Here is a 22,163-nt window from a genome sequence, read left to right as displayed (position 1 = left end):
AAATACATTCAATGAAAAACAGCATTCAAATTGATGCCAGCTCAAGTAAGCCTAAATTCCAACAATTAATCGAATATATCCTCAACGCTATTGAAGAAGGAGAGTTAGTAAGAGGACAACAATTACCTTCCATTAATGAGGTTTCACACAACTTTGGAATGGCAAGAATGACGGTAGCAAAAGCTTATGATGAACTCCGTGAAAAAGGAATTATTACTTCTCATCATGGCAAAGGGTTTTACGTTTCTAATACTGATACCAGAAGTCAGCTCAATATTTTTGTGCTTTTTGATGCTTTAACACCTTACAAAGAAATTTTGTATGACAGTTTAGTCGCTGAGTTGGGTGAAAACGTTACACTGAACATCTTCTTTCATCACCATAATCTAAAAGTATTTGAAAACACTATTAATAACCATCTTGGTTCTTATAATTTTTATATCGTGATGCCACATTTTAATCAGGATGTGACAAACGTACTTCAAAAAATACCCAAAGAAAAGCTCTTAATTTTGGATATTGACGTACCTACTTTTGGTACTGATTACGCTATTTTATGTCAAGATTTTCAAAAAAATACTTATACTGGACTAATTGAAGCCAAAGATTTAATTAAAAAATATCAGACTTTTTCATTGGTTTTAAGTAGTAAAAGCTTTCAATATACTCCTGTGGGCATCATTCAAGGTTTTGAACGTTTCTGTCTTGAAAATGATATTGCTTACGAAATTATTTCAGATTTAGAAGAAGAAGAACATCTTCAAAAAGACCATGCTTACTTAGTTTTCCGTGAAAATGATTTGGTAAGATTTATCAACTGGTCGAATAAAAAAGGTTGGAAATTAGGTACAGACATTGGTTTAATGTCTTACGATGATACGCCAATTAAAGAAATCTTGGCAGAGGGTGTTTCTGTAATTTCAAATGATTTTTCATTGATGGGCAAAAGAGCGGCTCAAATGATTCTTTCTCGGCAAAAGGGAAGGTTTGTCAATAAAAGTTACTTCATTAAGCGAAAATCTTTGTGAAAGAGTGATTAGTAATTGGTAATTAGTGAATAGATTTTGCTTTTAAAGAGTATTTCCCAACTATTTCTTTCAGTAATCGTAAGGAAATACTCTTTAACTTATTCACTTCCAAAACCTCCGCCACCCGGCGTCCAAATTGTTAATTTATCTCCTTTTTGAGCTGAGATTTCATTATCTGTCGTAAATGTTTCGTCTGGTCTAGCTAATAAATGCTTTCCAGATTTTCCAGCTTTCCCGCCTTTTAAACCATAAGGTTGTGTGCTAATATGCTGACGAAGTAATGAAACTTCTACTTCTTCTAAAAAAGTTACTTCACGCACAATTCCTTCTCCTCCTTTAAATTTCCCTGCACCAGCAGAATCATTACGGATTTCAAAACGATTTAAATAAACTGGATAACGCAACTCCATGATTTCTGCATCAGTAATTCTAGTGTTGGTCATGTGCGTATGTACACCAGAGGTACCATCAAAACCATCTCCTGCTCCACTTCCTCCGCAAATTGTTTCGTAATAACCAAAGTTTTTGTTGCCAAATAAAAAGTTATTCATCGTTCCTTGCGATGAAGCCACAATGCCAAAAGCTTTCAGTAAAGTATCTGTTAATCTTTGACTTAATTCAACATTACCACCTACAACGGCGGGACAATCTGCTGGGTTTTCAGGATAATCTGGATTCAAAATTGACTTTTCTGGAATGACTAATTCAACCGCTTTTAAAATGCCATCGTTCAAAGGTATTTTTTCGTTCAATAACAATCTCAGCACATAAATTACGACAGAATTGACAATCGCAATATTGGCATTTAAATTTCCTGAATCCGTTTTTGTACTTCCTGTAAAATCAATCGTGCAATGGTTTTCTGTGATTGTTACTTGTACTTTCAAAGGCTCACCATTATCTAAAAACTCTTCTGCACGATATATTCCTTGTCCAAATACTTGAAGTTTTTCTCTCATTCTACTTTCAGAATAAGTTTTCAAACGCTTCATATAAAAATGAACTTTCGCCAAACTATATTCTTGAACCAAGCTTTGTAAAGCTTCTTCTCCATTTCTATTTGCCGCCAAAGCAGCATTTAAGTCTGCTAAATTCTCATCAATCGCTCTTGTTGGATACTCTGCTGATAGCAGTAAATGTTTAATCTCCTCCCAACGCATTTCACCATTTTTCACCAAATACATGGGTGAAATCACAACGCCTTCTTCTGCTAAATTCTTTGAATAGGGTGGCATTGAAGCAGGACGAACTCCACCAACTTCGGAATGATGACAACGATTTACGACATAACCAATCAATTCATCATCAAAGGAATATACCGAAGAAATTAAAGTAATATCAGGTAAATGCGAACCTCCAAATTTGGGATGATTCGTTACCACAACATCACCTTTTCCAATACTAATATGCTTCAAAACACTTCTTACACAAACGCCCAAACTACCCAAATGCACTGGAATATGTGGCGCATTGGCGATTAATTCTCCTTCGGCATCCAGTAAAGCACACGAAAAATCTAGCCGTTCTTTTACATTCACAGAAAGTGCTGTTCTTTGAAGTAATAAACCCATATTCTCGGCAATCGTCATAAAGCGATTGGTGAAAAGTTCCAATTGAGTTTCTTGATTATCTACTTCACTATCAACAATTTCCTCCGCTACTTTTTGAATAATGGCTGTTCCTTTATTGTCAATTTTCAAAGTCCAGCCTTGTTCGATAACAGTTGTGCTGAATGGATCTAATAACAAAGCAAAACCATTGATGATAGCACCATTTTCCAACTGATTTCTGAAATAAACTGGAATACTTTGCCATTGTTTATTGAAAAAAGCCTTCACAGAATGATTTGCTTTTGGAAAGTATTCTATAGCTATTTCAGTTTCAGGAGTCACTTCTTTTTCCGAAAACTCAAAAGCATTTACTCTGATGCTTTCTAATTCTATCGCTCTGTTTTCTATCCAATGTCCAAAAATGGCATTGTATTTTTCTTTGAATGTAGCTAACATTTCATCGAAACTTTGCCATGTTACTTCTATCGTTGAATCTTGTCCTTTGAAACGAAGATATAAAGTATGACTTTTGAAACGAATGTTTTCACTGGCTACACCATCGTTTTCTAAAGTATTGATAACTTCATCTTCTGCATGAGTGAACAATTCTTTTAGTTTCGCATCTAATTGTTTATCAAAAATCGCTAATACTGAGCGCTCTGAAAAGCGTTCTACTTGTGCTTTATCAATGCCAAATGCTGAAAGTAATCCCGCATCTTTTGGTAAAAGAATCTTATTGATATTTAATAAATTAGCAATTCCACAAGCGTGTAAACCGCCTGCACCACCAAAAGCTACCAATGCATAATCATGGATTGAATAACCTTTTGCAATAGATATTTTTCGAACAGTATCCGCCATTTTCTCATTGGCGATGGCTCTGAATCCTTCTAATATTTCTTCTTTTACAGGTTCTTTACCTGTTTTTTGGGCAATGCTCTGTAATAATTCTTGCAGTTTAGCTTCTGCTTTTTCTGGAAAAACAGGAATACTAAATTGTTGAATATCTAAGCGACCTAATAGTAAATTGACATCCGTAATGGTTAAATCTCCACCTGCTCCATAACAAGCTGGACCTGGCATTGAACCTGCACTTTCTGGACCAACACTTAATTTAAAGCCATCAAATGAACAGATTGAACCTCCGCCAGCCGCTACAGTTTCTATGGCTAATGAAGGACTAAAGATTTGTCCACTTCCAATTTTTTGCGAGAATTGATAATCAAAATTTCCATCATAACGTGCAACATCGGTACTTGTTCCACCCATATCGAAAGTTACAATTTTCTGAAAACCAGAAGCTTCTGCAATATATGCTGCACCAACTACGCCTCCTGCTGGACCAGAAAGTAAACTATCTTTTGGATGAAAATGATGGGCATTCACTAAACTTCCTGCACTTGTCATTACTTTAAAGTGTTTATCTGGAATTTGTGAACTGATATTATTGATATAAGTATGAATAATTGGAGCAAGATAGGCATTCACCACAGTTGTTTCTGCTCGATTCAAAAACTTGATTTGCCTACTTAATTCTGTAGAAATATTGACGTATTGAAAGTATTTTAGCAATATTTCATTCAATGTTTTTTCGTGAATGTTATTACGGTAAGCATTTTTTAAACAGATTGCTATTGCTGAAACTCCTGCTTCTTTTAATCTTTTTGCTGTTACTTCAATTGTTGAAATATCCATTGCTTGAATGATATTCCCGTCTTTATCTATTTGCTCTTTTACTTCAATTACTTCGCTATAAAGTGGTTCTGGACGAACAATATTCAATGCAAAAATATCTGGGCGTGACTGATTACCAATGACTAACAAATCTTTAAATCCTGCTGTTACAAAAAAAGCGGTCTTCGCTCCTTTCATTTCTAAGAGTGCATTTGTTCCTTTGGTAGAACCAATTCGTATTTGAATTGCTGGAAATTGTTCTTTTAACCCTGTTTGGGTAATTAGTCTTGCCCCTAAAACAGGAGCTTCTTCAAAGGCTGTTAATGCAAAACTTAATACTTTATTTTGCAATGATGCTGGTAAAGATTGGTCTAGTTTTAAAGTATTATTGGCTACATCAAAACTTACAACTTTCGCTTCAAAATCATGATTTAATAAAGTAAAAGTATATCCTTCCAAAATATCTCTTTTCAAAAACCAAGAAGCTTTTAATTGAAAAGTTTGCGGATTGATTTGCGATACAATTTCGCCACGAAGTGAACTATTTGAAAGAATTTTATAGCGATATTGTTTTCCATCACTATCAGAGGCAACACAATCGGTGAACGTTCCACCAGTATCTATTGAAATGTAGTAGGTTTTTTGCATGTTTTTTTAGAGATAAAAGAAGCAAGAGACAAGATTTTAGACTTTAGACACAAGAAGCAAGACACAAGATTTGTGATTTGAGATATAAGAAGCAAGAGACAAGAAGTAATACTTTTTTGTTAAGTTTTCACATGACACAGTCTAATGAATAGTATCAAAAAAAAGAAACAACATATTATTTTTTAATCTTTTGCTTATTCCTATTTCTGAAATCTTACTTCTTGAGTCTTGCTTCTCAAATCTTGTGTCCTGCTTCTTGCTTCTAGTGTCTCATATCTTGCTTCTATTCAAAAATCCAAATGCACATTAATCCATTCTCCATCCATTCTTGTTCCGAATTTTTTGTAGAAATTAATGGCTGGTTCGTTCCAATCTAATACTTGCCACATCACACCTGTGCAGGCATCATCTTTGGCTTGTTGAATCGTTGCTTCTAATAATTTTTCACCTAAACCTTTTCCTCTCATTTTTTCAGAAACGATTAAATCTTCCAAATACAAACGCTTTCCTTTCCAAGTAGAATATCGGTAATAATACAAGGCTAGCCCTACGACTTCACCTGCTACTTCTGCTACAATAGTACCATAGATTGGATTATCGCCAAAACCATCCAAATACATTTGTTCAACTGTATTGGTTACTTGTTCAGGAGCTTTTTCATAAAGCGCTAATTCTTTGATTAACTCAAACATCACAGGTACATCTTCACGAATACCTTTTCTGATAATAACTGACATTGGAATATTTTTAGGTTAATGGTTTTATTCGTTATTCACATAAGTATCCCATTTCTGGATTACTTGTTGCATTTCTTCTGGTAGCTCTGTATCAAACTGTAAAAATTCTCCCGTTTTTGGGTGAATAAATCCTAATGACTTTGCATGTAATGCTTGTCTCGGACACATTTTAAAGCAATTTGTTACAAATTGTTCGTATTTAGAAAATACCGTTCCTCTCAAAATTCTATCGCCTCCATAAGTAGTATCGTTGAATAATGGATGACCAATATGTTTAAAATGTACTCTGATCTGATGCGTTCTTCCAGTTTCTAAATTACATTGTACTAACGATACATAGCGTAATTTCTTCAATACTTTATAATGCGTTGTAGCATCTTTTCCCATTGAACCATCTGGGAAGACAGTCATAATCTTACGATCTTTCAAACTTCTTCCAACATGACCTGTAATCGTTCCTTCATCAGTTTTAGGTTCACCCCAAACTAAAGCATTATAAGTACGTTCAATACTATGGTCGAAGAATTGCTTTGCCAAATGTGTCATCGCTGTTTCTGTTTTGGCAATTACCAATAAACCAGAAGTATCTTTATCAATACGATGTACTAAACCCGGACGAATTTCTCCATTGCGATGTGTCGGTAAATTTTGGAAGTGATACACCAAAGCATTTACTAAAGTACCTTCCCAATTGCCATGTGCTGGATGCACAACCATACCCGCAGGTTTGTTTACAACCAACAATTCATCGTCTTCATAAACAATATCTAAAGGAATATTCTGTGGGATAATCTCTGTATTACGAGGCGGTTCTGGTAATAAAACCGTAATAACATCTAATGGTTTTACTTTATAGTTTGCTTTAATGATTGCCTCATTTACTCTTACTGCACCAGTTTCAATCGCATCTTGAATTTTATTCCGAGAAGCATTTTGCATTCTTGACATAAGGTACTTATCTACCCTTAAGATACTTTGTCCTTTGTCAACCTCAAATCGGTGGTGTTGATACAATTCTTCTTCTTCGTCTTCTATTTCTTGCATATATTTGGCATTAAAAATCAAAATTAATCAAATACCGCCATGTTTCAATTACCTCATTCTCCTTTAACGTTAATAAAGGATTCTGTGCTAGCACCCTACAATATAAAATTATACATTAAAAGAGATGATTTAATCCACCCAACTGTAACAGGAAATAAATGGAGAAAACTAAAATTCAATTTAATAGAAGCGAAAGAAAAAGGGTTTGACCAATTATTAACTTTCGGGGGTGCTTACTCTAATCACATTTATGCAACTGCCGCTGCTGGCAAAGAATTTGGGTTTAAAACAGTAGGAATTATTCGTGGAGATGAACTGACACCTGATTCAAATGATACTTTACGATATGCACATGATTGCGGAATGGAATTAATTTTTGTTACTCGACTCGACTATAATTTTAGGAATAGATTAACCCGACAATACGGAGAAAAATTTTATGTATTACCTGAAGGCGGTACAAACGACTTGGCAATAAAAGGCGTAAACGAAATGGTTGATGAAATTTATGAGGTAATCGACCCCGACTTTGTTTGTTCTGCCGTTGGTACTGGTGGAACTTTAGCAGGTATAGTGAGTGGCGTTAGAGGAAAAACCAAAGCCATTGGTTTTGCTTCATTAAAAGGAAAAGGTTTATTGAAAGGACAAATTGAAAAACTTTTACCTTTTGAAAAAGAGTTTGAACTCAACGAACAATATCATTTCGACGGTTATGCTAAAACTACTCCCGAATTGATTCAATTTATCAAAGGTTTTGAAGAAAGAAATCCCAACATTCAGCTTGAACAAGTTTATACTGGCAAAATGATGTTTGGGATTTATGATTTAATTCAAAAAGGATATTTCCCAGAAAATTCAATGATTGTAGCGGTTCATACTGGTGGTTTACAAGGACGATGCGAGGAGTTGAAATGAACGGTGGGCTTTCAGCTTTCGGATTTCAGTAATCAGCTTTCTTTATTAATGAGAAATAAGACTGAAATCCGATTGCCGAAAACTGAAAATTAAACCTATCCCCTCCTACAAAATTTCTCCAACATGTTTCTGAATATTCTTCGACATCATTGTCAATGGTAAATCGTTATCATCTACTCCAAAGGGATTTTCAATTTCTTCTGCAATTAATTCCAAACTTGCCAATACATAAAATACAAAAACCACAATTGGCACAGCGATATAGCCTAAACTAAAGACATAACCAAAAGGCAGTGACATCACATAAAAGAATATAAACTTCTTAATAAAAACAGAATAAGAAAACGGAATTGGCGTATTCTTGATGCGTTCGCAAGCACCACAAATATCAGTAAAGGCACGAAACTCTTCATTCAAAAAAAGTAATTGAGTACCACTAATGATTTTTTGATTGTACAAATCGTTCAAACGGGTGTACATCAAAGCTGCAATATGATTGGGCTTATGTAGTTCATGATCGATAATAACATTAGACTGAAATACTTCGCTATCACGTTGATGTCCTCTGAGGTGTCTTTTCAAGGCAAAAGCATATTCAACGATATGTTCTCTAAAAAATGTTCTGTTAAGCTCATCGTCTTTAGGCAACACTGCATTAATTTTCATCGCTAAGTTTCTGGAAGTATTGGTTAAGCTTCCCCATAGTTTTCTGCCTTCCCACCAACGTTCATAAGCAGTATTGGTTCTAAAAACCAAGAGTAATGAAATCACAAAACCCAACATTCCATGCAGAATAGTAATGTTTTTGAGATGACTATTCTCGCTCAATTTAAACACTTCTATTTCTAAAAAAGCGACCAATGCTACATAAATAGATAAACTTACTATCATCGGCATCAACTGACGAACAGTATCGCTTTTATGAACTCTGAAAATAAATGTAAACCATTCTTTAGGATTATAATTAATCATTTTAGTTTGATGGGTTTGTTAGATTTAGGAATGATGACCTTAGCAAATATACTACAAGGCTTCTATTTTCAAGTAGAAGCCTTGTAGAAATACACTCAATCAAATCATTTTAAAAACCGCATGATATACTCATTAATTTCTTTTCGCTGAACCTCATTAGCATTGTCGTCCATATCATTATGGATAGTATTATTCAATTTAATGATGGTAATTCCGTATTTCTTTTGTTCTTCAAGGCTTGGCAAAACACCTTCATCTGCTACTTGGTCGCTCGAACGCAAAGAGTATAATTTTGGTTGAGCAGTTCTAGGGAAAGGCATTCTTCTGCTATCCAATGAAATTACTTTATCTACCAAATCAGGGTGTTTATGGGCAAACAAAACAGACATATCTCCCCCATTTGAATGCCCAATAAGTATTACATGTTTGAAATCTAACTGAGGTTGAGTCTTTTTTAATTCATTCAACACAAAGAGAATATTATCACTCCCTCTTTCCCAAAATGGACGCCTCACAATTTGTGGAATTCCAGTTGTTGGTATTAAATCATCATTTGGCAATTCATGCTGAATACTGGCTACAAAATATCCATGAGTAACCAAGTGTTTAGCAATAGATTTATAAGCTTTATTTGAGCCACCCTTGTTTTGCCAATACCCATGACTAACAATTACTAATGGCTGATTCTTTAGTTTTTTAGTAGTTTGGGGGAAATACAATGCCACAGGAATTTGTCTATTCCTAGTTTTATCAAAAAGCACAAGACTATCTTCAAGGACTTTAAAGCTTACTACATTTGTTGAAAAAGATTGAGCAATACAAGGTTTTACACAATTGAAAAGAACTACAGAACAAAGTAGAAAACTACAGATTTTTTTATACATCGGTTTAAGGTAAATAAAGCTAAATAAAGGATTTCACAAACGTGAAAAACATCGTTTCTACAAATATACTTAGATGAAATATTTAATAGAAAAACTTTATTTTTCATTCGAAAAAATCATGCTAAAAAGCGTAAAAAATAGCTTCCAAACAGTAAGAAAAAAGATATTAAAATTAATTACGTTTTTACTACTATTTTCCATCTTTGAGCAAAGCCATAAACTTTAAAATAGTTCAAATAACTACTAATCAACCACTTAAATAAAGAATATAGTAAAGACAAACAACAAACGATTGATAAATAGACATTCAAAAGCAGCCGAAAACTATCATTGATTTATTTGAATCTAGATTTAGGTAAAAAACTATAGCCGTTGTTTGTTTCCTTACAAACAACTAAATTAGAATTGTAAATTTCAAGAAAGCTTTTACAATATCATTTCACTAGGGCTGGACTTAAGTCCAGCCCTAGTGAAATGATATTAAACAATTTAAACTAGAAAAATAAGCTTGCAATTTAAAATAATCAAAAGCAAATTCATCCTAAACGAACACGATTACCAAAAATGGCTACAGAAATTATCCACACAACTCCCGATTGCGAGATTGTAAGTTCAAGAATTTTTAATGCACCGAGAGCATTAGTCTATCGTGCTTGGGCTGAACCAAATCATTTAAAAGTTTGGTGGGGACCAGCAGGATTTACCAATACTTTTAATGAATTTGATTTTCGTGTAGGAGGAAAATGGAGTTTTATTATGCATGGGCCAGACAAAGGAAATTATGCTAATGAATGTGAGTTTATTAAAATAGAATATCCATTACTTATTGCATGGCAACGTTTCTCAAAACCAATTTTTCAAGTAGTGGCAACATTTGAAGAAGTACCCGAAAACAAGACCAAACTTGTTTTTAAAATGCTTTTCAATACCGCTGAAGAATGTAGTAAACTAAAACCTTTTGTCGTTGACAAAAACGAAGAAAACTTTGACAAACTGGAGAAGGAATTATTGAATATTGTGATTTGATTAATAAAACCTGTGAATTGTTCGTGAGACATAAATAATAGAGCTGTTTTAAAATCTTTCATTTAAGACTATATATTATCGTTCTCACTCAAAACAAATAAAAAGTCTCTTCGTTACACACCAAGTATTGCTTCTAATTCATTCAATGATTATTTTATGAGATGAATTAGATGAGTATAATTAATAAATCTACCAACTCCAAATTCTTTTACATTCATGAAAAAACTAATCCTATTCTTCATTTTAGTCACCGCTTCTATTACTGCTCTCTCACAAAAACCGATAGTGAAACCTTTCCGCTTGGAGGGTACAATATTAAATTCGGATACTATAAAAGAAGTTAATATTTCAATATTTTGGGAACATACAATTTCCTCTGAAAAAGCAAAAGTTATTAATCAGAAATTTGTTTTTGAAGGTGGGTTAGAACATCCAACTTTAGCCCTTATTTCAACCAATAATATACGCCAAGAGTTTGGAGTTTGGCTGGTCAATGATACTATTCAAGTTGATTTTGAAGTAAAAAAACGAGAAACAGGCTCTTTGTATTTACATACTAAAAAAGTTAGTGGAAGCCAAGAATCAATAGACTTTACCACTCGAATTGCCCCTAGAAATGCCATGCAAAGTAAAAAATTCTCTGATGCTCAAAGAAAAAAGATGGTATATCAATCCCTTGAAAAATATGTAAATGAGCATAAGGGTTCATATTTATCTTTGCAAAATCTTTCAAACGAAATTAGTTTTGGAGAATGTGATTTATCTAGCCTACAAGATTTATTTGAAAGGCTTTCGGAAGAAGTAAAACTGTCTGACAGTGGTAAATACTTTAAGGAGAAACTTGCTAAGTACAGAAAGAACACAATTGGTAATCGAATCCCAGACCTTAAAATCCCCAACCAAACAGGTGATTCTGTCATGCTTAGTTCTCTAATAAAAGGTAAAACCATTATTAGTTTTTGGGCTTCGTGGTGTGGTCCTTGTAGAGAAAAACATAAATACATGGTTAAAAATCAAAAACTTTTTGAAGATAAATCTGTCAAAATTATTGGTATTTCTTTGGATGATGATCAACAAAAATGGTTGAAGGCTATCAAAACCGATAATATTAACTGGTGGACAAATCTTGCAGACTTGCAAGGAGGATTTGATAGTAAAACAGCCCAAACTTTTAAAATAACCAGTGTCCCATTCATGATTTTAGTAGATGATAAAATGAGGATTCTAGAGAATGACTACCAAAGTATCTTGGTTAATCTAAGAAAATAATTAGGTTGGTTTTACTCATAATTTTCTTGGATTCAATAAGAAATAAAAATGCTTAGAAAATGGAATAACTTCATTTTCTAAGCATTTTTATTTTGATATTACTATTTCAAACTCGTTTCTCCAGTAGCTTTTGTAGCTTCTTTTTTCAATTTGTCATTGGCAACAATGGCAAATTCTACTCTTCTATTTTGCTCTCTGCCCGATTCTAAAGTATTGTCTGCCACGGCATCTTTTTCTCCATAACCAAGCACCGTCAAACGACTTTTTGAAACATTATTAGCTTTCAATACTGCCGCAACTGCTTCTGCTCTTTGCTGAGATAATTTCATGTTATAAGCTTCTGTTCCTACATTATCAGTATGGCCAGCTACTAAAATTTCTGTGTCAGGATATTGCTTTAATGTTTCTGAAAATTTTATCAGATTTTCATTAACAGTAGGATTAATTTTTGATGAATTAAAGTCGAATAAAACACCTGATTTCATCGTAATTTTGATACCCTCTCCTACTCTTTCTACATCTGCCAACACATCTAAATCTTTCTTTAGTTTTTCAGCTTGCTTGTCCATGTATTTGCCTACGAATGTCCCAGCAATACCACCAACGGCTGAACCAACGATGGCATAAATAGCAGGGTTTTTAGATTTTCTACCGATTGCTGCACCCATTGCAGCTCCAGTTCCTACTCCAATGATAGCACCTCTTTGGGCATTATTCAATTTTTTAAATGAATTACAAGAATAAAAATTGGTGCTAATCAATATTACAAGTAATATCATTTTACTTGGAATATTAGCTAAAAAGGAAGTCGTTTTCATAATATGATTAATTTGATTAAATGAGACTCTAAAGATTTTACTTAAAAATGATTTTTATACTGGCAATTGTTTTTTTAATGCTTCTTGCTCAGATTTGGTATGATATTCTGATATCTTTATCTACTTTGTTCATATTGCATTATTTATATCTTATAATCAACAACTTAAAAGATTTGTACCAGTAAGAAATAGCAAAAAACAAAGTGTACAATTGAGCAAATAGCTCTACAAGATGGGCGAAATGTATCGTAAAGAAGGGATAAGTGAAATAAAAATCGCTAATCACTAAATTCAGTATCAAGCGATACTTCATTTTAATAATTAGCGATTTGGAGAAATATATTCTTCTTAAAAATCTAAATCTCTTTCTCTGCAACGGTATATAAACGCACTGGACCTAATAAGCCTGAGGCTAGTAATGGGTCAGTTTTCTGGAAATGTTTCCAAGCAGAAAAAGTAATTCTTTGACCTTTTTTCGTTTGATTATTTTTATACCATTCTGGAAAATTCAAAATAAATTTATGTGGACTATAAGTATTTTCTTCTGGCAAATATTCATCACCAATCATACGATTTGGCCAAAGGTTTGTAACTGCAATTTCTAGTAAATTCTCTCCTTGCTTTAAAGCACTTGTCAATTCCACGACAAAGGGTTCTTTCCAAGTAAGTGCCAGATATTTACCATTGAGTTTTACTTCCGCCAATACTTCTACACGACCCAAATTCAAGAAATAACGTAAATGTTTAGCATTTTTATTGAGTGAAAAATGAAAGCTTTTATGATAATTTGCAGTACCTGAAAAATGCCTTACACCAAAGTTTTCATGCAAATGCAATGATTGTAAGTTGGCTAATTCAATCGAATCTGGCGCACCTAATCCTTTAGGAAAATTGATTTTCCAAGCTCCATCCAAATTCAATACTTTACAACTTGCTACTTGTGCTAAAGTACTTGTTTGTGTTTTAATCTTTGCTTGATATTTCCCATTTTGCCAAAAAAGCATTTTAGTTTTTCCTTTTTTTGAAGCTTCAAAAGTAATTGGAAAAGTAATTTCTGATGCTGGTAAACCTTTCTTAAATAATACTTTTACAGATTCTTCATCCAGTGCTTTTTCTATCAATTCGGGGCGAGTATAATTTCCTTCAAATTGACAAATAAATTGTTCTTCTGTAGGACTTGCCCAAAGTCCGGGATGAACCATTTTGTTCGAATCTGTTTCTTTAATGGCTAAAGTATTCTCTGCCAATATTCCATTTATGTATAATTGGGCTTTGGCATTTTGATAGACTAAAGCGAGGTGTGTCCAGCCAGAAATTGGTTGATTTGCAAACACGACATCAAGTAAAGCAGCATTTGCACGTTCAAAAACTCTAACGCCATTTTGTCCAACAGAAAGCCCAACAGTGTAATGTCCTTCTGGATAAAGACCTGTAGTTTTTGGCGGAAAAATCAGCATACTTTTCCCTCTGTGAGCAAAAGTATCAGGTTTACACCAAGACGTAATCGTGAAATTATTTTGAACAGATTTGAAAGTAGCAAGCTGATTTTCAAATGGTTTTACCTCAAGAATTATTTCATTATTGAATAAAACACTTTGAAAAGTGAGCTTTTTATCAGCACGTCTGAAGAATACAAATAGCGCTTGGGTAGGAGCAAAATTTAGTGTCATTTGAATACGACCATCAGACAAATTCTGATAAATTGGATAATGATATTTTTGTCCCGTTTCAGCATCCCAAATTTCAGGGACAAGATTTTTTACGTTGAAATTAGCAACAATTTGCTCCGCTTGTCTTTTATGATTTCCTAAAAAATAATACGTTCCTTCTGCTAATTCTTTATGAATATAATGAATCGTAGCTTCTGGTTGAAGTGCCGTATATTCAAAATCAGGCAATAATTTTAATTGCTTGAAAACATTTGTTAAAGTCGTTTGAGTATAAATTATTCCTTTTCCAAAACTCGTGATTGTTTCTTTACTTCTCCCTAACAAATTAGCTGTTAGTGTATTATTTTCAAATTCTCGTGATAACCTTCCCGCTTCTGGATTCACTTTCCCAAGTACCAGCAATCGCATTCCAGCTTTGACAAGTACTTCAATTTTTAGCAAAGCTTCATTAGAAATTATACTGTTTGGCAATATTGCCATAACACGGTACTTCATTCCATGTGGTAAAAAAATTTCATTATTTTGAACGGAAAGACGATTCATCAACACAGATTTGCCAATTACATCACCCGCATAACCTCTTGGTAAAAATGTACTAACATCTGGTATCCCCGATTCAGGACTTTCACCTTTATAAAAACAAACATCCATCAATGTCCGCCCTTGTTGTAAAAGATATTGACAGCGTGTTAAATACTCCGTCCAGCCTTTTGCTTGGTTTGTCCATGTTGAATTTCTGTCGAAATGTGTTCCAAATGGACCCATCGTCATCGCAGGTACTCCAACACGATAAGGTTGGTGAACAAACACATGAAAAACCAGTCGATTGATACCAATACTAAAAAAACGGTCGGCTTGGGCTTTTAAGGCGTAAGGATATTCTGTCCATTTTGCCGTAAGTGGCATTCCAGTGTAAGCTTCGGCAGCTATTACTTTTTGTCCATAAGCATTTCCAATCGATACCGCTTGACGGCTCGTTAAATCACTTCCATAAATGTACCTCGTCCAAAATTCAGCCATTGGTACATCTAAAAATTGACCAATCGCTAAACTATCAAGATTACCATCGCCATAAGGTTCGGCATGATAACTTAGTTGATTTTCATGGCATTTTTTCTGAAAATGTGCATAATAATTTTCAGTCAATAATGCAGTTTGCGCTTTACGAAAATCCCATAAAAATGCTTCTGAACTAGCTACACTATCTACAATTCTCCCTCCTGCTAAAACAGGTAAAAACGGAAGAATATCATAATTACAATGTTTTTTAAAATCAAACGAAAATGTTTTTGTCCAATTTTGTTTGCCTGCTTCCCAACTATCTGTCGTAAATCCTTTGAAACTATTGTAAGGTTTTAAAAGAGTAATAATTTTATTCAGAAAGTGTTCGAAATGAAAATCAAGCGCTTTTTTATTGAATTTATCAATTTCTAAACCTGCTCCTGAATCTGGATGAGCAGCAGTTTCTTCTCCTGTTGTTGTATGACCAATGCGTAGAATTGTCCAATTTCCGATGGGTGCTTCCCAAATTAAACGTCCGTTGGCATCCATTTTATCACTGATGTCAATAATTTGAGCAGAAAGAATTACTTCATTTTCAGCTACTGAAGGATTTACACCTGAAACATCACCATGTGTAAAGTTTGTTTTACCCGACCAACCCGCCAATCTTGGTGAAGCATGTAGTTCTATTTCAGACAAGTAAGTGGCTGAATTGCAAGACAAGCGATAATATTTCGCTTCTATTTTTTCAAAACTCAAAGACGAAGGCGTATCCATTTCTCGCAATTCAGGTAAACGAATTTGTCCGATTGTTTGAAATTGTTTGCCATCGAAAGAATACTCCAATTTCATCACAGGCGGATGGTCTCGTGGACCATCAAATAAATCTTTGGGTGTTTCAGCTTTGCGATTGATTGTGATTGAACGAGCTTCGAAAGTATTCTTAAAGACCAAAGTAAGCGTTGCTTCATTGTTTTCTGGCTCAATTCTTATTTTCGTTTCAGGATTTTTATCCAGTAAAATTTGAAAGTCTATCGCTTTTCCATTGAGCAATATTGCTTGTAATTGCTCTTTCATCAATGTTTTTTCAACGGATAAAGCTGGATAAGCAATCAAAAAAGCATCTTCATAATAATCAAGTTTGGCAAAAGGTTTGGGTAGTAAAGTATCTATTTTACCTGTAGAATGTTGAAGTGTTTCCGTCCAAACAAGTTGTTGCATACTCATTTCTGGTGTAATCCAAGAACCTCCTGTGCCAGAATAACCGGGAGAATTATGAATCATTAAACTCATTCCCAAACGATTTGTTTCTTTAGCAGCGTGTTCTGTTGCCTCAAACCATTCTTTTGACGCATAATCGACAGCACCACGAGGCATTCCGACTGCATTGTTAAAACATAAAGCTCCACCAACGCCCATTTTGTGCATTGCTTCAAGGTCGAGCGTGATTCCATCCTTTGTAATATTTCCATTCATCCACTGCCAAAACACCCAAGGTCTGGCAGTTTGTGGAGGGTTTTTAAATTGAAGAAATAATTTATCCCCAACTTTTTCAGTCAATAGTTCTCTCGCAAATATTTGCTGGTTATTCAACATCAATCCTGTTGAAACTAAACTCGTATTTTTCAAAAATGCTCTTCTTTCCATCTCTTAATACTGTTCAAAAGCTTGAATCTTGGTTTATACTTTGTTCACAACCTTACTTCAAATCCCAATAAACGACATAGCGTTCACGATGAAGGTCGTATAAAGGACGAAGTGTTATTCCTTCTTTTGAAGTTTTAAAAGTGAGTGGTTTTCCAGCCAAAGGTTTGATGTCATTTTCAGGATGTACTTTATCAATACTCAAGATTTTCACTAAATCAGTTGGGACTTTGTAATTATAAGTATAATAATCGTTGTAAAGTGAAGGGTTTGAATAAGGTGCTAGATTTTCCATTTGTGCCGTTCCCATTTCTCCTGCTAATACAATTGGTCCATACAAAATGGCTACTTTATCAGGATTATCGTTCGTCGCCACAGTCGTTAAATTCATTGGGAAATTTATTTCTACATGGTCATTTGCTTTCCAAATACGAGTAATAGCAATATAACTTCCAGCAGATTGTTTGATTTTCATCGACTTTCCGTTGACTGTAACATTGACAACACTTGCCCAAGAAGGATAACGAAGGTTTAAAGTAAGTAACTGATTTTCGGCTGATTCAACAGTAAAAATAGTTTTACCTGATTCAGGAAAATTAGTTTCTTGTTTGATTTTAAAGCCTTTTTCTTTCCAATTCAAGCTTGAAGCGATGAATAAATTCACATAAAGAGCATCTTTGCTATGGTAATAAATAGCTTCACCATATTTGGCGTGATTCTCAAAACCACTTCCTACACAGCACCAAAAAGAGTTTTCGGGAGTACTATAAACTTTGTGCGCACCTGCCATCATCGGTAAAAAGTAAGCGACCATTCCCGTTTCTGGATTTTGTTGACCAAGAATATGATTGAAAAGTGCTTTTTCGTAATAATCAGCATATTTTACATCGGCAGTATGCGAAAACAAATGACGAGTCAATTTAAGCATATTATAAACATTGCAAGTTTCGCCCGTGAAGCCTGTTAAATGTTGAGAAAGCTCATCTGCTTTAAAGAATTTCTCTTTATCACTATTACTTCCTGTCACAAAAGAATGATGATTGATGACTGTATTCCAGAAGAAACTTGCCATTTCATCGCCTTTTCCTTGTCCTTCTAGTTCATATTCACGAGTTACTCCCAACAATTTTGGAATATAAGTATTGGCGTGTTTTTTCTCCAAAATATCTTTTCCTTCTTTCAAAGGGTCAAGCATTTCGTTATGATAAAAAAACTCCGCTAACCATTTATATATTGGTTTTCCTGTAATGGCATAAAGATTATAAAATGATTCATTGATACCTCCAAATTCATTACGAAGCATAATCGCTCTTTGCTCAGGAGTAATAGGTTGAAGCTTTTTGTAAGCCCAATCGCCCATTTTTTGAACGACTTCCAAAGCTTGCTGATTGTTACAATACAAGTATTGGTCAATCAGACCTGAGACGATTTTATGCAAAGTGTACCAAGGAGCCCACACTTTTTTCCCTGCAATGTTTCTATTGATTAATTCTTGCGGATAAGCACTTAAATATCCCTCTTGATTCAATACTTTTTGTACTTCTGCTAAGCCCGAAACAATGCTATCCGATTTCATTTTAAATCGTTCGTCGCCCGTTTGGGCATACATTAATGCTAACCCAGAAAGTAAATGTCCAGTAGAATGTCCACGCAAATCACAATCTAACGACTCCCAACCGCCATATTTTTTGAGGTCAAAATAACCACCTTCATTCGCATCATAAATACCCGCATTATTTCGAAAACTGTGTAAAAGTCTTTTGGTATCCAACGATAAAATCCAGCTTTGTTCACGTAACATATTCTCTTTAAAGCGACCATCCAACAAACGAATAGCGGATAAATCAAAGCTATAAACAGCCGGTTGCAATTTATCTTGCAAAGCAAATTTTCCATCGTGTTGACCGGGATAATGAGATTGGGCAAAAATACGCCCTTGAAAACATGAAAGTATAATGATAAAAAAGTACGTGTGTTTCTTCATTTTAGAATGCAATAAATTATATTTGATAAAAAAATGTCTTTACTGTTATGAAAGCAGCTCAAACGATTTATGATGATGTTGCCGATTTTATCGCCAGCATGGATCCAAGTAAGGTGATAGCATTTCAGCCTACTCAAAACAACCAAAAGCGACTTGATTTTTTATTAGATAAACAAATAGAATCAGGGTTAACTCATGCTGAAAAAGATGAACTTGACCACTATCTTGTTCTAAATCGTATAATAGGGCTTGCTAAGGCTCGTGCCTTAAAACTCATATCTGCATGAGAAAAACGATTTCTACCCTTATAAAAAAACAGGTTGCTCTACGTGCGAATTTTCATTGTGAATATTGTCTCCAACCCGAACAAGTTTCTTTTTTCTCTTTTCACATCGACCATATCATTAGCATTAAACATGGCGGAAACTCTTCCTTCAATAACTTAGCCTATTGTTGTCCAGATTGCAATCATGCTAAGGGAAGCGATATTGCAAGTATTATTCAAAAGGATATTTTAGTTCGATTTTTCAATCCTAGAAAAGATTCTTGGAAAGACAATTTTGATATAATTGATGGTGCAATCACTGGAAAAACTGAAATGGGAAAAGTAACAGAACGTATTTTTAAGTTTAATGAATTAGAAAGATTAATCTTTAGAAAACAGTTAATAACATTAAGCCTTTATCCATAGCACTTCATATTATGAATTATGGATAAGAAACTGCATTTCAATTTGAGAAAAAGAGAGAAAGGAATATGATACATACCCTATTTCTATGATTTATTTAAGAAATAAGGTATGTATGAAGAGAAAGGAAGGGATTTAGGAGTTCTCCTGAATAATATTTTTCCAAGCCTTAAAGGCTGTATTGATTTTTTCTTGATTGTTTTCTTGTGGTAATACAGCTTGGGCTTGTCCAAACAAGGCTTTGAGTGAATCTACCGATTCAAAAATTTGTACTCCTAAACCAGCCATTAAAGCTGCACCTAAAGCCGAAACATCTGGCATGCCTTTGTTTACTACTGGAATATTCAATAAATCAGATAAAGTGCTTAATACAAAACCGTTTGAGGTCATTCCACCATTTACCATTAATTCTTGTAAATGGATTTCTGAATCTTCTTCCATTGCCAAAACAACATCTTTTATCTGAAAAGGAATGGATTCTAAAGTAGCCCGAACAATGTGATTTTTATTTGTTCCAAAAGTTAAGCCATGGATTGATGCTCTGCGTTTCATATCCCAATAAGGTGCGCCCAAACCACTAAAAGCAGGAATCAAATAAACACCTCCGTTATCAGGAACAGATGTTGCCATGCTTTCTGTTTGCTTACTTTCTGTAAATAAACCTAATTCATTTTTCACCCATTCTACACTGGCTCCGCAACTTACAATTGCACCTTCTAAAGCATAATCTATTCTTCCTTCAGTACTCCAACAAATGGTGGTAATCATACCATTTTGTGATTTTTGAGGCTTATTACCAATGTTCATTAAAATTGAACAGCCCGTCCCTAAAGTTGCTTTGGCAGTTCCTGCTTCAAAGCAACCTTCTCCAAATGCGGCAGCGTGACTGTCGCCAATCATGCCAGAAATACTGATGGCTTCTGTGAAAGTTCCACCAAAAGTACTTGTTCCAAAATTGGCAGAAGATGCTTTTACTTCAGGAAGATTAAGTGTTGAAAGATTGAAAGTTGAAAGTAAATCTTTATCCCATTCAAGCGAATGAAGGTTGAAAAATAATGTTCTTGAAGCGTTGGTATAATCCGTAGCAAATATTTTTCCGCCCGTTAATTTATATAATAACCAAGTATCGACTGTTCCAAAAAATGCTTTGCCTTCGTTTATTGCTTGCTTGATTGTTGGTTTGTTTTCATACAACCAAATTAATTTAGTGCCAGAAAAATAAGGGTCGATGATTAAACCTGTTTTTTCTTTAATATTTTCAGCTAAACCTTCTTGACTCAAACGTTCGCATACTTGTACCGAACGCTTACATTGCCAAACTACGGCATTATGTAGAGGATTCCCATTTTCATCCCAAAGAATAAAAGTCTCTCTTTGATTACTGATGCCACAAGTTTTTATTGCTGTTATCTCAAAACCTTTTCCCTGAAAATCAGCTAAACAATTTTTAACGGCTATCATGGCATTATCAAAAATGCCTTCTGGGTCTTGTTCTACAAAACCATCTGCTAAATATTGTGTTTGAAGTGGCTCTGAAGCTCGTGCCATCACCTGACCTTTCTCATCAAAAATCAAAGCTTTGGTACTACTTGTTCCTTGGTCGATTGCCAAAATATATTGCATAGAAATTAATCGTTTTTAGCATTAGCACGGTCGATAATTACCGCTAATAATATCACCATTCCTTTTACTACTTGTTGCCAAAAAGGCGATACATTTAATAAAACCAAACCATTATTTAATACTCCGATGATGATTGCTCCGAGAACAGTTCCTAAAATTGAGCCTCTCCCACCCGAAAGCGAAGTACCACCAATTACAACTGCGGCAATGGCATCTAATTCGTAGCCAGTTCCTGCATTAGGTTGGGCAGAATCTAATCGGGCAGTGACCATCAATCCGCCTAAAGCGGCCAAACCACCCGCAAGCGTATAAACTATCAATTTAATTTTATGAATTTTAATACCTGATAATCGAGCTGCATTTTCATTACCACCAATGGCATAAATGTAGCGACCTAGCGGTGTTTTTGTAGTAAGTACCATTGCGATAATGATGACAAAAATACTTATCCAAACGGGAACAGGTACGCCAATAAACCAGCCAGTTCCGATATAATCGAAGTTGGAGCCTAAATTACTGATGGGAAAACCTTTCGTCCAAAGCATGGTCAAACCTCTTGCCATTGTCAGCATAGCTAAAGTTGCTACGAATGGAGGAACTTTGAAACGAGTAATTACCCAACCATTAAAAAAGCCCAACGCTCCACCAAAAACTAAACCTAAAATAATTGCTCCCAGTAAAGTAAAACCGATGAATAAATTCTGTGAGGGTAATTCTATGCCATTTTTTAATAAGCCTGCCGTAATTGCTCCGCATAATGCCAAAACCGAACCTACAGATAAATCAATTCCTGCGGTGAGAACGACTAAAGTCATGCCGACAGAAATACAAATATTTACGGAGATTTGTCGAAGTACATTCCAGCCATTTGCAATCGTTAGGAATTTATCAGATAAAATACTGATGATAATACATAGTACAAAAAGGGCAATCAGCGATTGCAATTTGTACAATTTCTCTTTTTGTATAATCAAATTCATGTGTATG

General features: G+C 34.5%; 16 protein-coding genes. 6 read left to right on the top strand and 10 right to left on the bottom strand.

Translation table 11 applies throughout. From position 1 onward, the window contains the following. The first annotated feature begins 11 nt into the window (after window positions 1–11). Window positions 12–1,028, top strand: a complete 1,017-nt coding sequence (locus tag ABID42_RS07550; protein WP_323261312.1) for a GntR family transcriptional regulator — start codon at window positions 12–14, stop codon at window positions 1,026–1,028. Window positions 1,029–1,126: 98 nt separating this feature from the next. Here ABID42_RS07550 and ABID42_RS07545 read toward each other — a convergent pair whose 3' ends face one another. The 3 genes from ABID42_RS07545 to ABID42_RS07535 all read right to left on the bottom strand — a co-directional run bounded on the left by ABID42_RS07545 (window position 1,127) and on the right by ABID42_RS07535 (window position 6,681). Beyond that, entirely contained in the window at window positions 1,127–4,900 is a 3,774-nt protein-coding gene (locus tag ABID42_RS07545; RefSeq protein ID WP_367283112.1) for a hydantoinase B/oxoprolinase family protein, read from the bottom strand. Between the two features lie 287 nt (window positions 4,901–5,187). Then, window positions 5,188–5,637 (bottom strand): GNAT family N-acetyltransferase, encoded by a 450-nt coding sequence (locus tag ABID42_RS07540; protein ID WP_367283111.1) that lies wholly within the window; start codon window positions 5,635–5,637, stop codon window positions 5,188–5,190. Between the two features lie 24 nt (window positions 5,638–5,661). Then, window positions 5,662–6,681, bottom strand: a complete 1,020-nt coding sequence (locus ABID42_RS07535; protein WP_367283110.1) for an RluA family pseudouridine synthase — start codon at window positions 6,679–6,681, stop codon at window positions 5,662–5,664. Window positions 6,682–6,720: 39 nt separating this feature from the next. Between ABID42_RS07535 and ABID42_RS07530 the strand changes: the two genes are divergently transcribed. Next, complete coding sequence (locus ABID42_RS07530; RefSeq protein ID WP_367283109.1) at window positions 6,721–7,596, top strand: 1-aminocyclopropane-1-carboxylate deaminase/D-cysteine desulfhydrase; 876 nt, start codon at window positions 6,721–6,723, stop codon at window positions 7,594–7,596. Window positions 7,597–7,701: 105 nt separating this feature from the next. Here the strand turns inward: ABID42_RS07530 and ABID42_RS07525 are convergent, their stop codons facing one another. Together ABID42_RS07525 and ABID42_RS07520 are read right to left on the bottom strand one after the other, a co-directional pair. Continuing rightward, on the bottom strand, window positions 7,702–8,568 hold the full coding sequence (locus ABID42_RS07525; protein WP_367283108.1) for a bestrophin family protein: 867 nt from the start codon (window positions 8,566–8,568) through the stop codon (window positions 7,702–7,704). 104 nt (window positions 8,569–8,672) lie between these two features. Next, window positions 8,673–9,452, bottom strand: a complete 780-nt coding sequence (locus tag ABID42_RS07520) for an alpha/beta fold hydrolase (protein WP_367283107.1) — start codon at window positions 9,450–9,452, stop codon at window positions 8,673–8,675. A gap of 564 nt (window positions 9,453–10,016) precedes the next feature. On the opposite strand from ABID42_RS07520, the gene ABID42_RS07515 reads away from it, so the two are divergent. Further along, the gene (locus ABID42_RS07515) at window positions 10,017–10,478 is read left to right on the top strand and encodes an SRPBCC family protein (protein WP_367283106.1); all 462 of its coding nucleotides are present in this window, start codon (window positions 10,017–10,019) and stop codon (window positions 10,476–10,478) included. Between the two features lie 216 nt (window positions 10,479–10,694). Next, complete coding sequence (locus ABID42_RS07510; RefSeq protein WP_367283105.1) at window positions 10,695–11,747, top strand: redoxin family protein; 1,053 nt, start codon at window positions 10,695–10,697, stop codon at window positions 11,745–11,747. A gap of 101 nt (window positions 11,748–11,848) precedes the next feature. On the opposite strand, the gene ABID42_RS07505 is transcribed toward ABID42_RS07510, so the two are convergent. From ABID42_RS07505 to ABID42_RS07495, 3 genes are all read right to left on the bottom strand, one after another. After that, window positions 11,849–12,565 carry a YiaD family glycine zipper/OmpA-like lipoprotein gene (locus tag ABID42_RS07505; protein WP_367283104.1) on the bottom strand — a complete coding sequence of 239 codons (717 nt, stop codon included), beginning with the start codon at window positions 12,563–12,565 and terminating at the stop codon, window positions 11,849–11,851. A 356-nt stretch (window positions 12,566–12,921) separates the two neighbouring features. Then, window positions 12,922–16,884 (bottom strand): glycosyl hydrolase, encoded by a 3,963-nt coding sequence (locus tag ABID42_RS07500; protein ID WP_367283103.1) that lies wholly within the window; start codon window positions 16,882–16,884, stop codon window positions 12,922–12,924. A gap of 52 nt (window positions 16,885–16,936) precedes the next feature. Beyond that, window positions 16,937–18,865 carry a glycoside hydrolase family 127 protein gene (locus ABID42_RS07495; RefSeq protein ID WP_367283102.1) on the bottom strand — a complete coding sequence of 643 codons (1,929 nt, stop codon included), beginning with the start codon at window positions 18,863–18,865 and terminating at the stop codon, window positions 16,937–16,939. A 47-nt stretch (window positions 18,866–18,912) separates the two neighbouring features. Between ABID42_RS07495 and ABID42_RS07490 the strand changes: the two genes are divergently transcribed. Then, window positions 18,913–19,152, top strand: a complete 240-nt coding sequence (locus tag ABID42_RS07490; protein WP_367283101.1) for a hypothetical protein — start codon at window positions 18,913–18,915, stop codon at window positions 19,150–19,152. Further along, window positions 19,149–19,556: an HNH endonuclease gene (locus ABID42_RS07485; RefSeq protein ID WP_367283100.1), complete on the top strand. Its 408-nt coding sequence runs from the start codon at window positions 19,149–19,151 to the stop codon at window positions 19,554–19,556. The genes ABID42_RS07490 and ABID42_RS07485 overlap by 4 nt, the downstream gene beginning before the upstream one ends. Before the next feature lie 132 nt (window positions 19,557–19,688). Here the strand turns inward: ABID42_RS07485 and ABID42_RS07480 are convergent, their stop codons facing one another. Further along, window positions 19,689–21,176, bottom strand: coding sequence for an FGGY family carbohydrate kinase (locus tag ABID42_RS07480; protein WP_367283099.1), 1,488 nt, complete (start codon window positions 21,174–21,176; stop codon window positions 19,689–19,691). Window positions 21,177–21,181: 5 nt separating this feature from the next. Then, complete coding sequence (locus tag ABID42_RS07475; protein ID WP_367283098.1) at window positions 21,182–22,156, bottom strand: ABC transporter permease; 975 nt, start codon at window positions 22,154–22,156, stop codon at window positions 21,182–21,184. Window positions 22,157–22,163: the final 7 nt, after the last annotated feature.

Origin of the sequence: Arcicella rosea, from assembly GCF_040543805.1 — a bacterium.
GTDB lineage: Bacteria > Bacteroidota > Bacteroidia > Cytophagales > Spirosomataceae > Arcicella > Arcicella rosea.
This window is presented reverse-complemented; position numbering and strand designations above follow the sequence as displayed.

What these genes read in the sequence shown, in the direction of transcription:
- ABID42_RS07545 (WP_367283112.1), bottom strand. Translation starts at nt 4,900, where the DNA reads ATGCAAAAAACCTACTACATTTCAATAGATACTGGTGGAACGTTCACC.
- ABID42_RS07530 (WP_367283109.1), top strand. Translation starts at nt 6,721, where the DNA reads ATGTTTCAATTACCTCATTCTCCTTTAACGTTAATAAAGGATTCTGTG.
- ABID42_RS07540 (WP_367283111.1), bottom strand. Translation starts at nt 5,637, where the DNA reads ATGTCAGTTATTATCAGAAAAGGTATTCGTGAAGATGTACCTGTGATG.
- ABID42_RS07495 (WP_367283102.1), bottom strand. Translation starts at nt 18,865, where the DNA reads ATGAAGAAACACACGTACTTTTTTATCATTATACTTTCATGTTTTCAA.
- ABID42_RS07515 (WP_367283106.1), top strand. Translation starts at nt 10,017, where the DNA reads ATGGCTACAGAAATTATCCACACAACTCCCGATTGCGAGATTGTAAGT.
- ABID42_RS07490 (WP_367283101.1), top strand. Translation starts at nt 18,913, where the DNA reads ATGAAAGCAGCTCAAACGATTTATGATGATGTTGCCGATTTTATCGCC.
- ABID42_RS07510 (WP_367283105.1), top strand. Translation starts at nt 10,695, where the DNA reads ATGAAAAAACTAATCCTATTCTTCATTTTAGTCACCGCTTCTATTACT.
- ABID42_RS07475 (WP_367283098.1), bottom strand. Translation starts at nt 22,156, where the DNA reads ATGAATTTGATTATACAAAAAGAGAAATTGTACAAATTGCAATCGCTG.
- ABID42_RS07520 (WP_367283107.1), bottom strand. Translation starts at nt 9,452, where the DNA reads ATGTATAAAAAAATCTGTAGTTTTCTACTTTGTTCTGTAGTTCTTTTC.
- ABID42_RS07550 (WP_323261312.1), top strand. Translation starts at nt 12, where the DNA reads ATGAAAAACAGCATTCAAATTGATGCCAGCTCAAGTAAGCCTAAATTC.
- ABID42_RS07525 (WP_367283108.1), bottom strand. Translation starts at nt 8,568, where the DNA reads ATGATTAATTATAATCCTAAAGAATGGTTTACATTTATTTTCAGAGTT.
- ABID42_RS07505 (WP_367283104.1), bottom strand. Translation starts at nt 12,565, where the DNA reads ATGAAAACGACTTCCTTTTTAGCTAATATTCCAAGTAAAATGATATTA.
- ABID42_RS07500 (WP_367283103.1), bottom strand. Translation starts at nt 16,884, where the DNA reads ATGGAAAGAAGAGCATTTTTGAAAAATACGAGTTTAGTTTCAACAGGA.
- ABID42_RS07485 (WP_367283100.1), top strand. Translation starts at nt 19,149, where the DNA reads ATGAGAAAAACGATTTCTACCCTTATAAAAAAACAGGTTGCTCTACGT.
- ABID42_RS07480 (WP_367283099.1), bottom strand. Translation starts at nt 21,176, where the DNA reads ATGCAATATATTTTGGCAATCGACCAAGGAACAAGTAGTACCAAAGCT.
- ABID42_RS07535 (WP_367283110.1), bottom strand. Translation starts at nt 6,681, where the DNA reads ATGCAAGAAATAGAAGACGAAGAAGAAGAATTGTATCAACACCACCGA.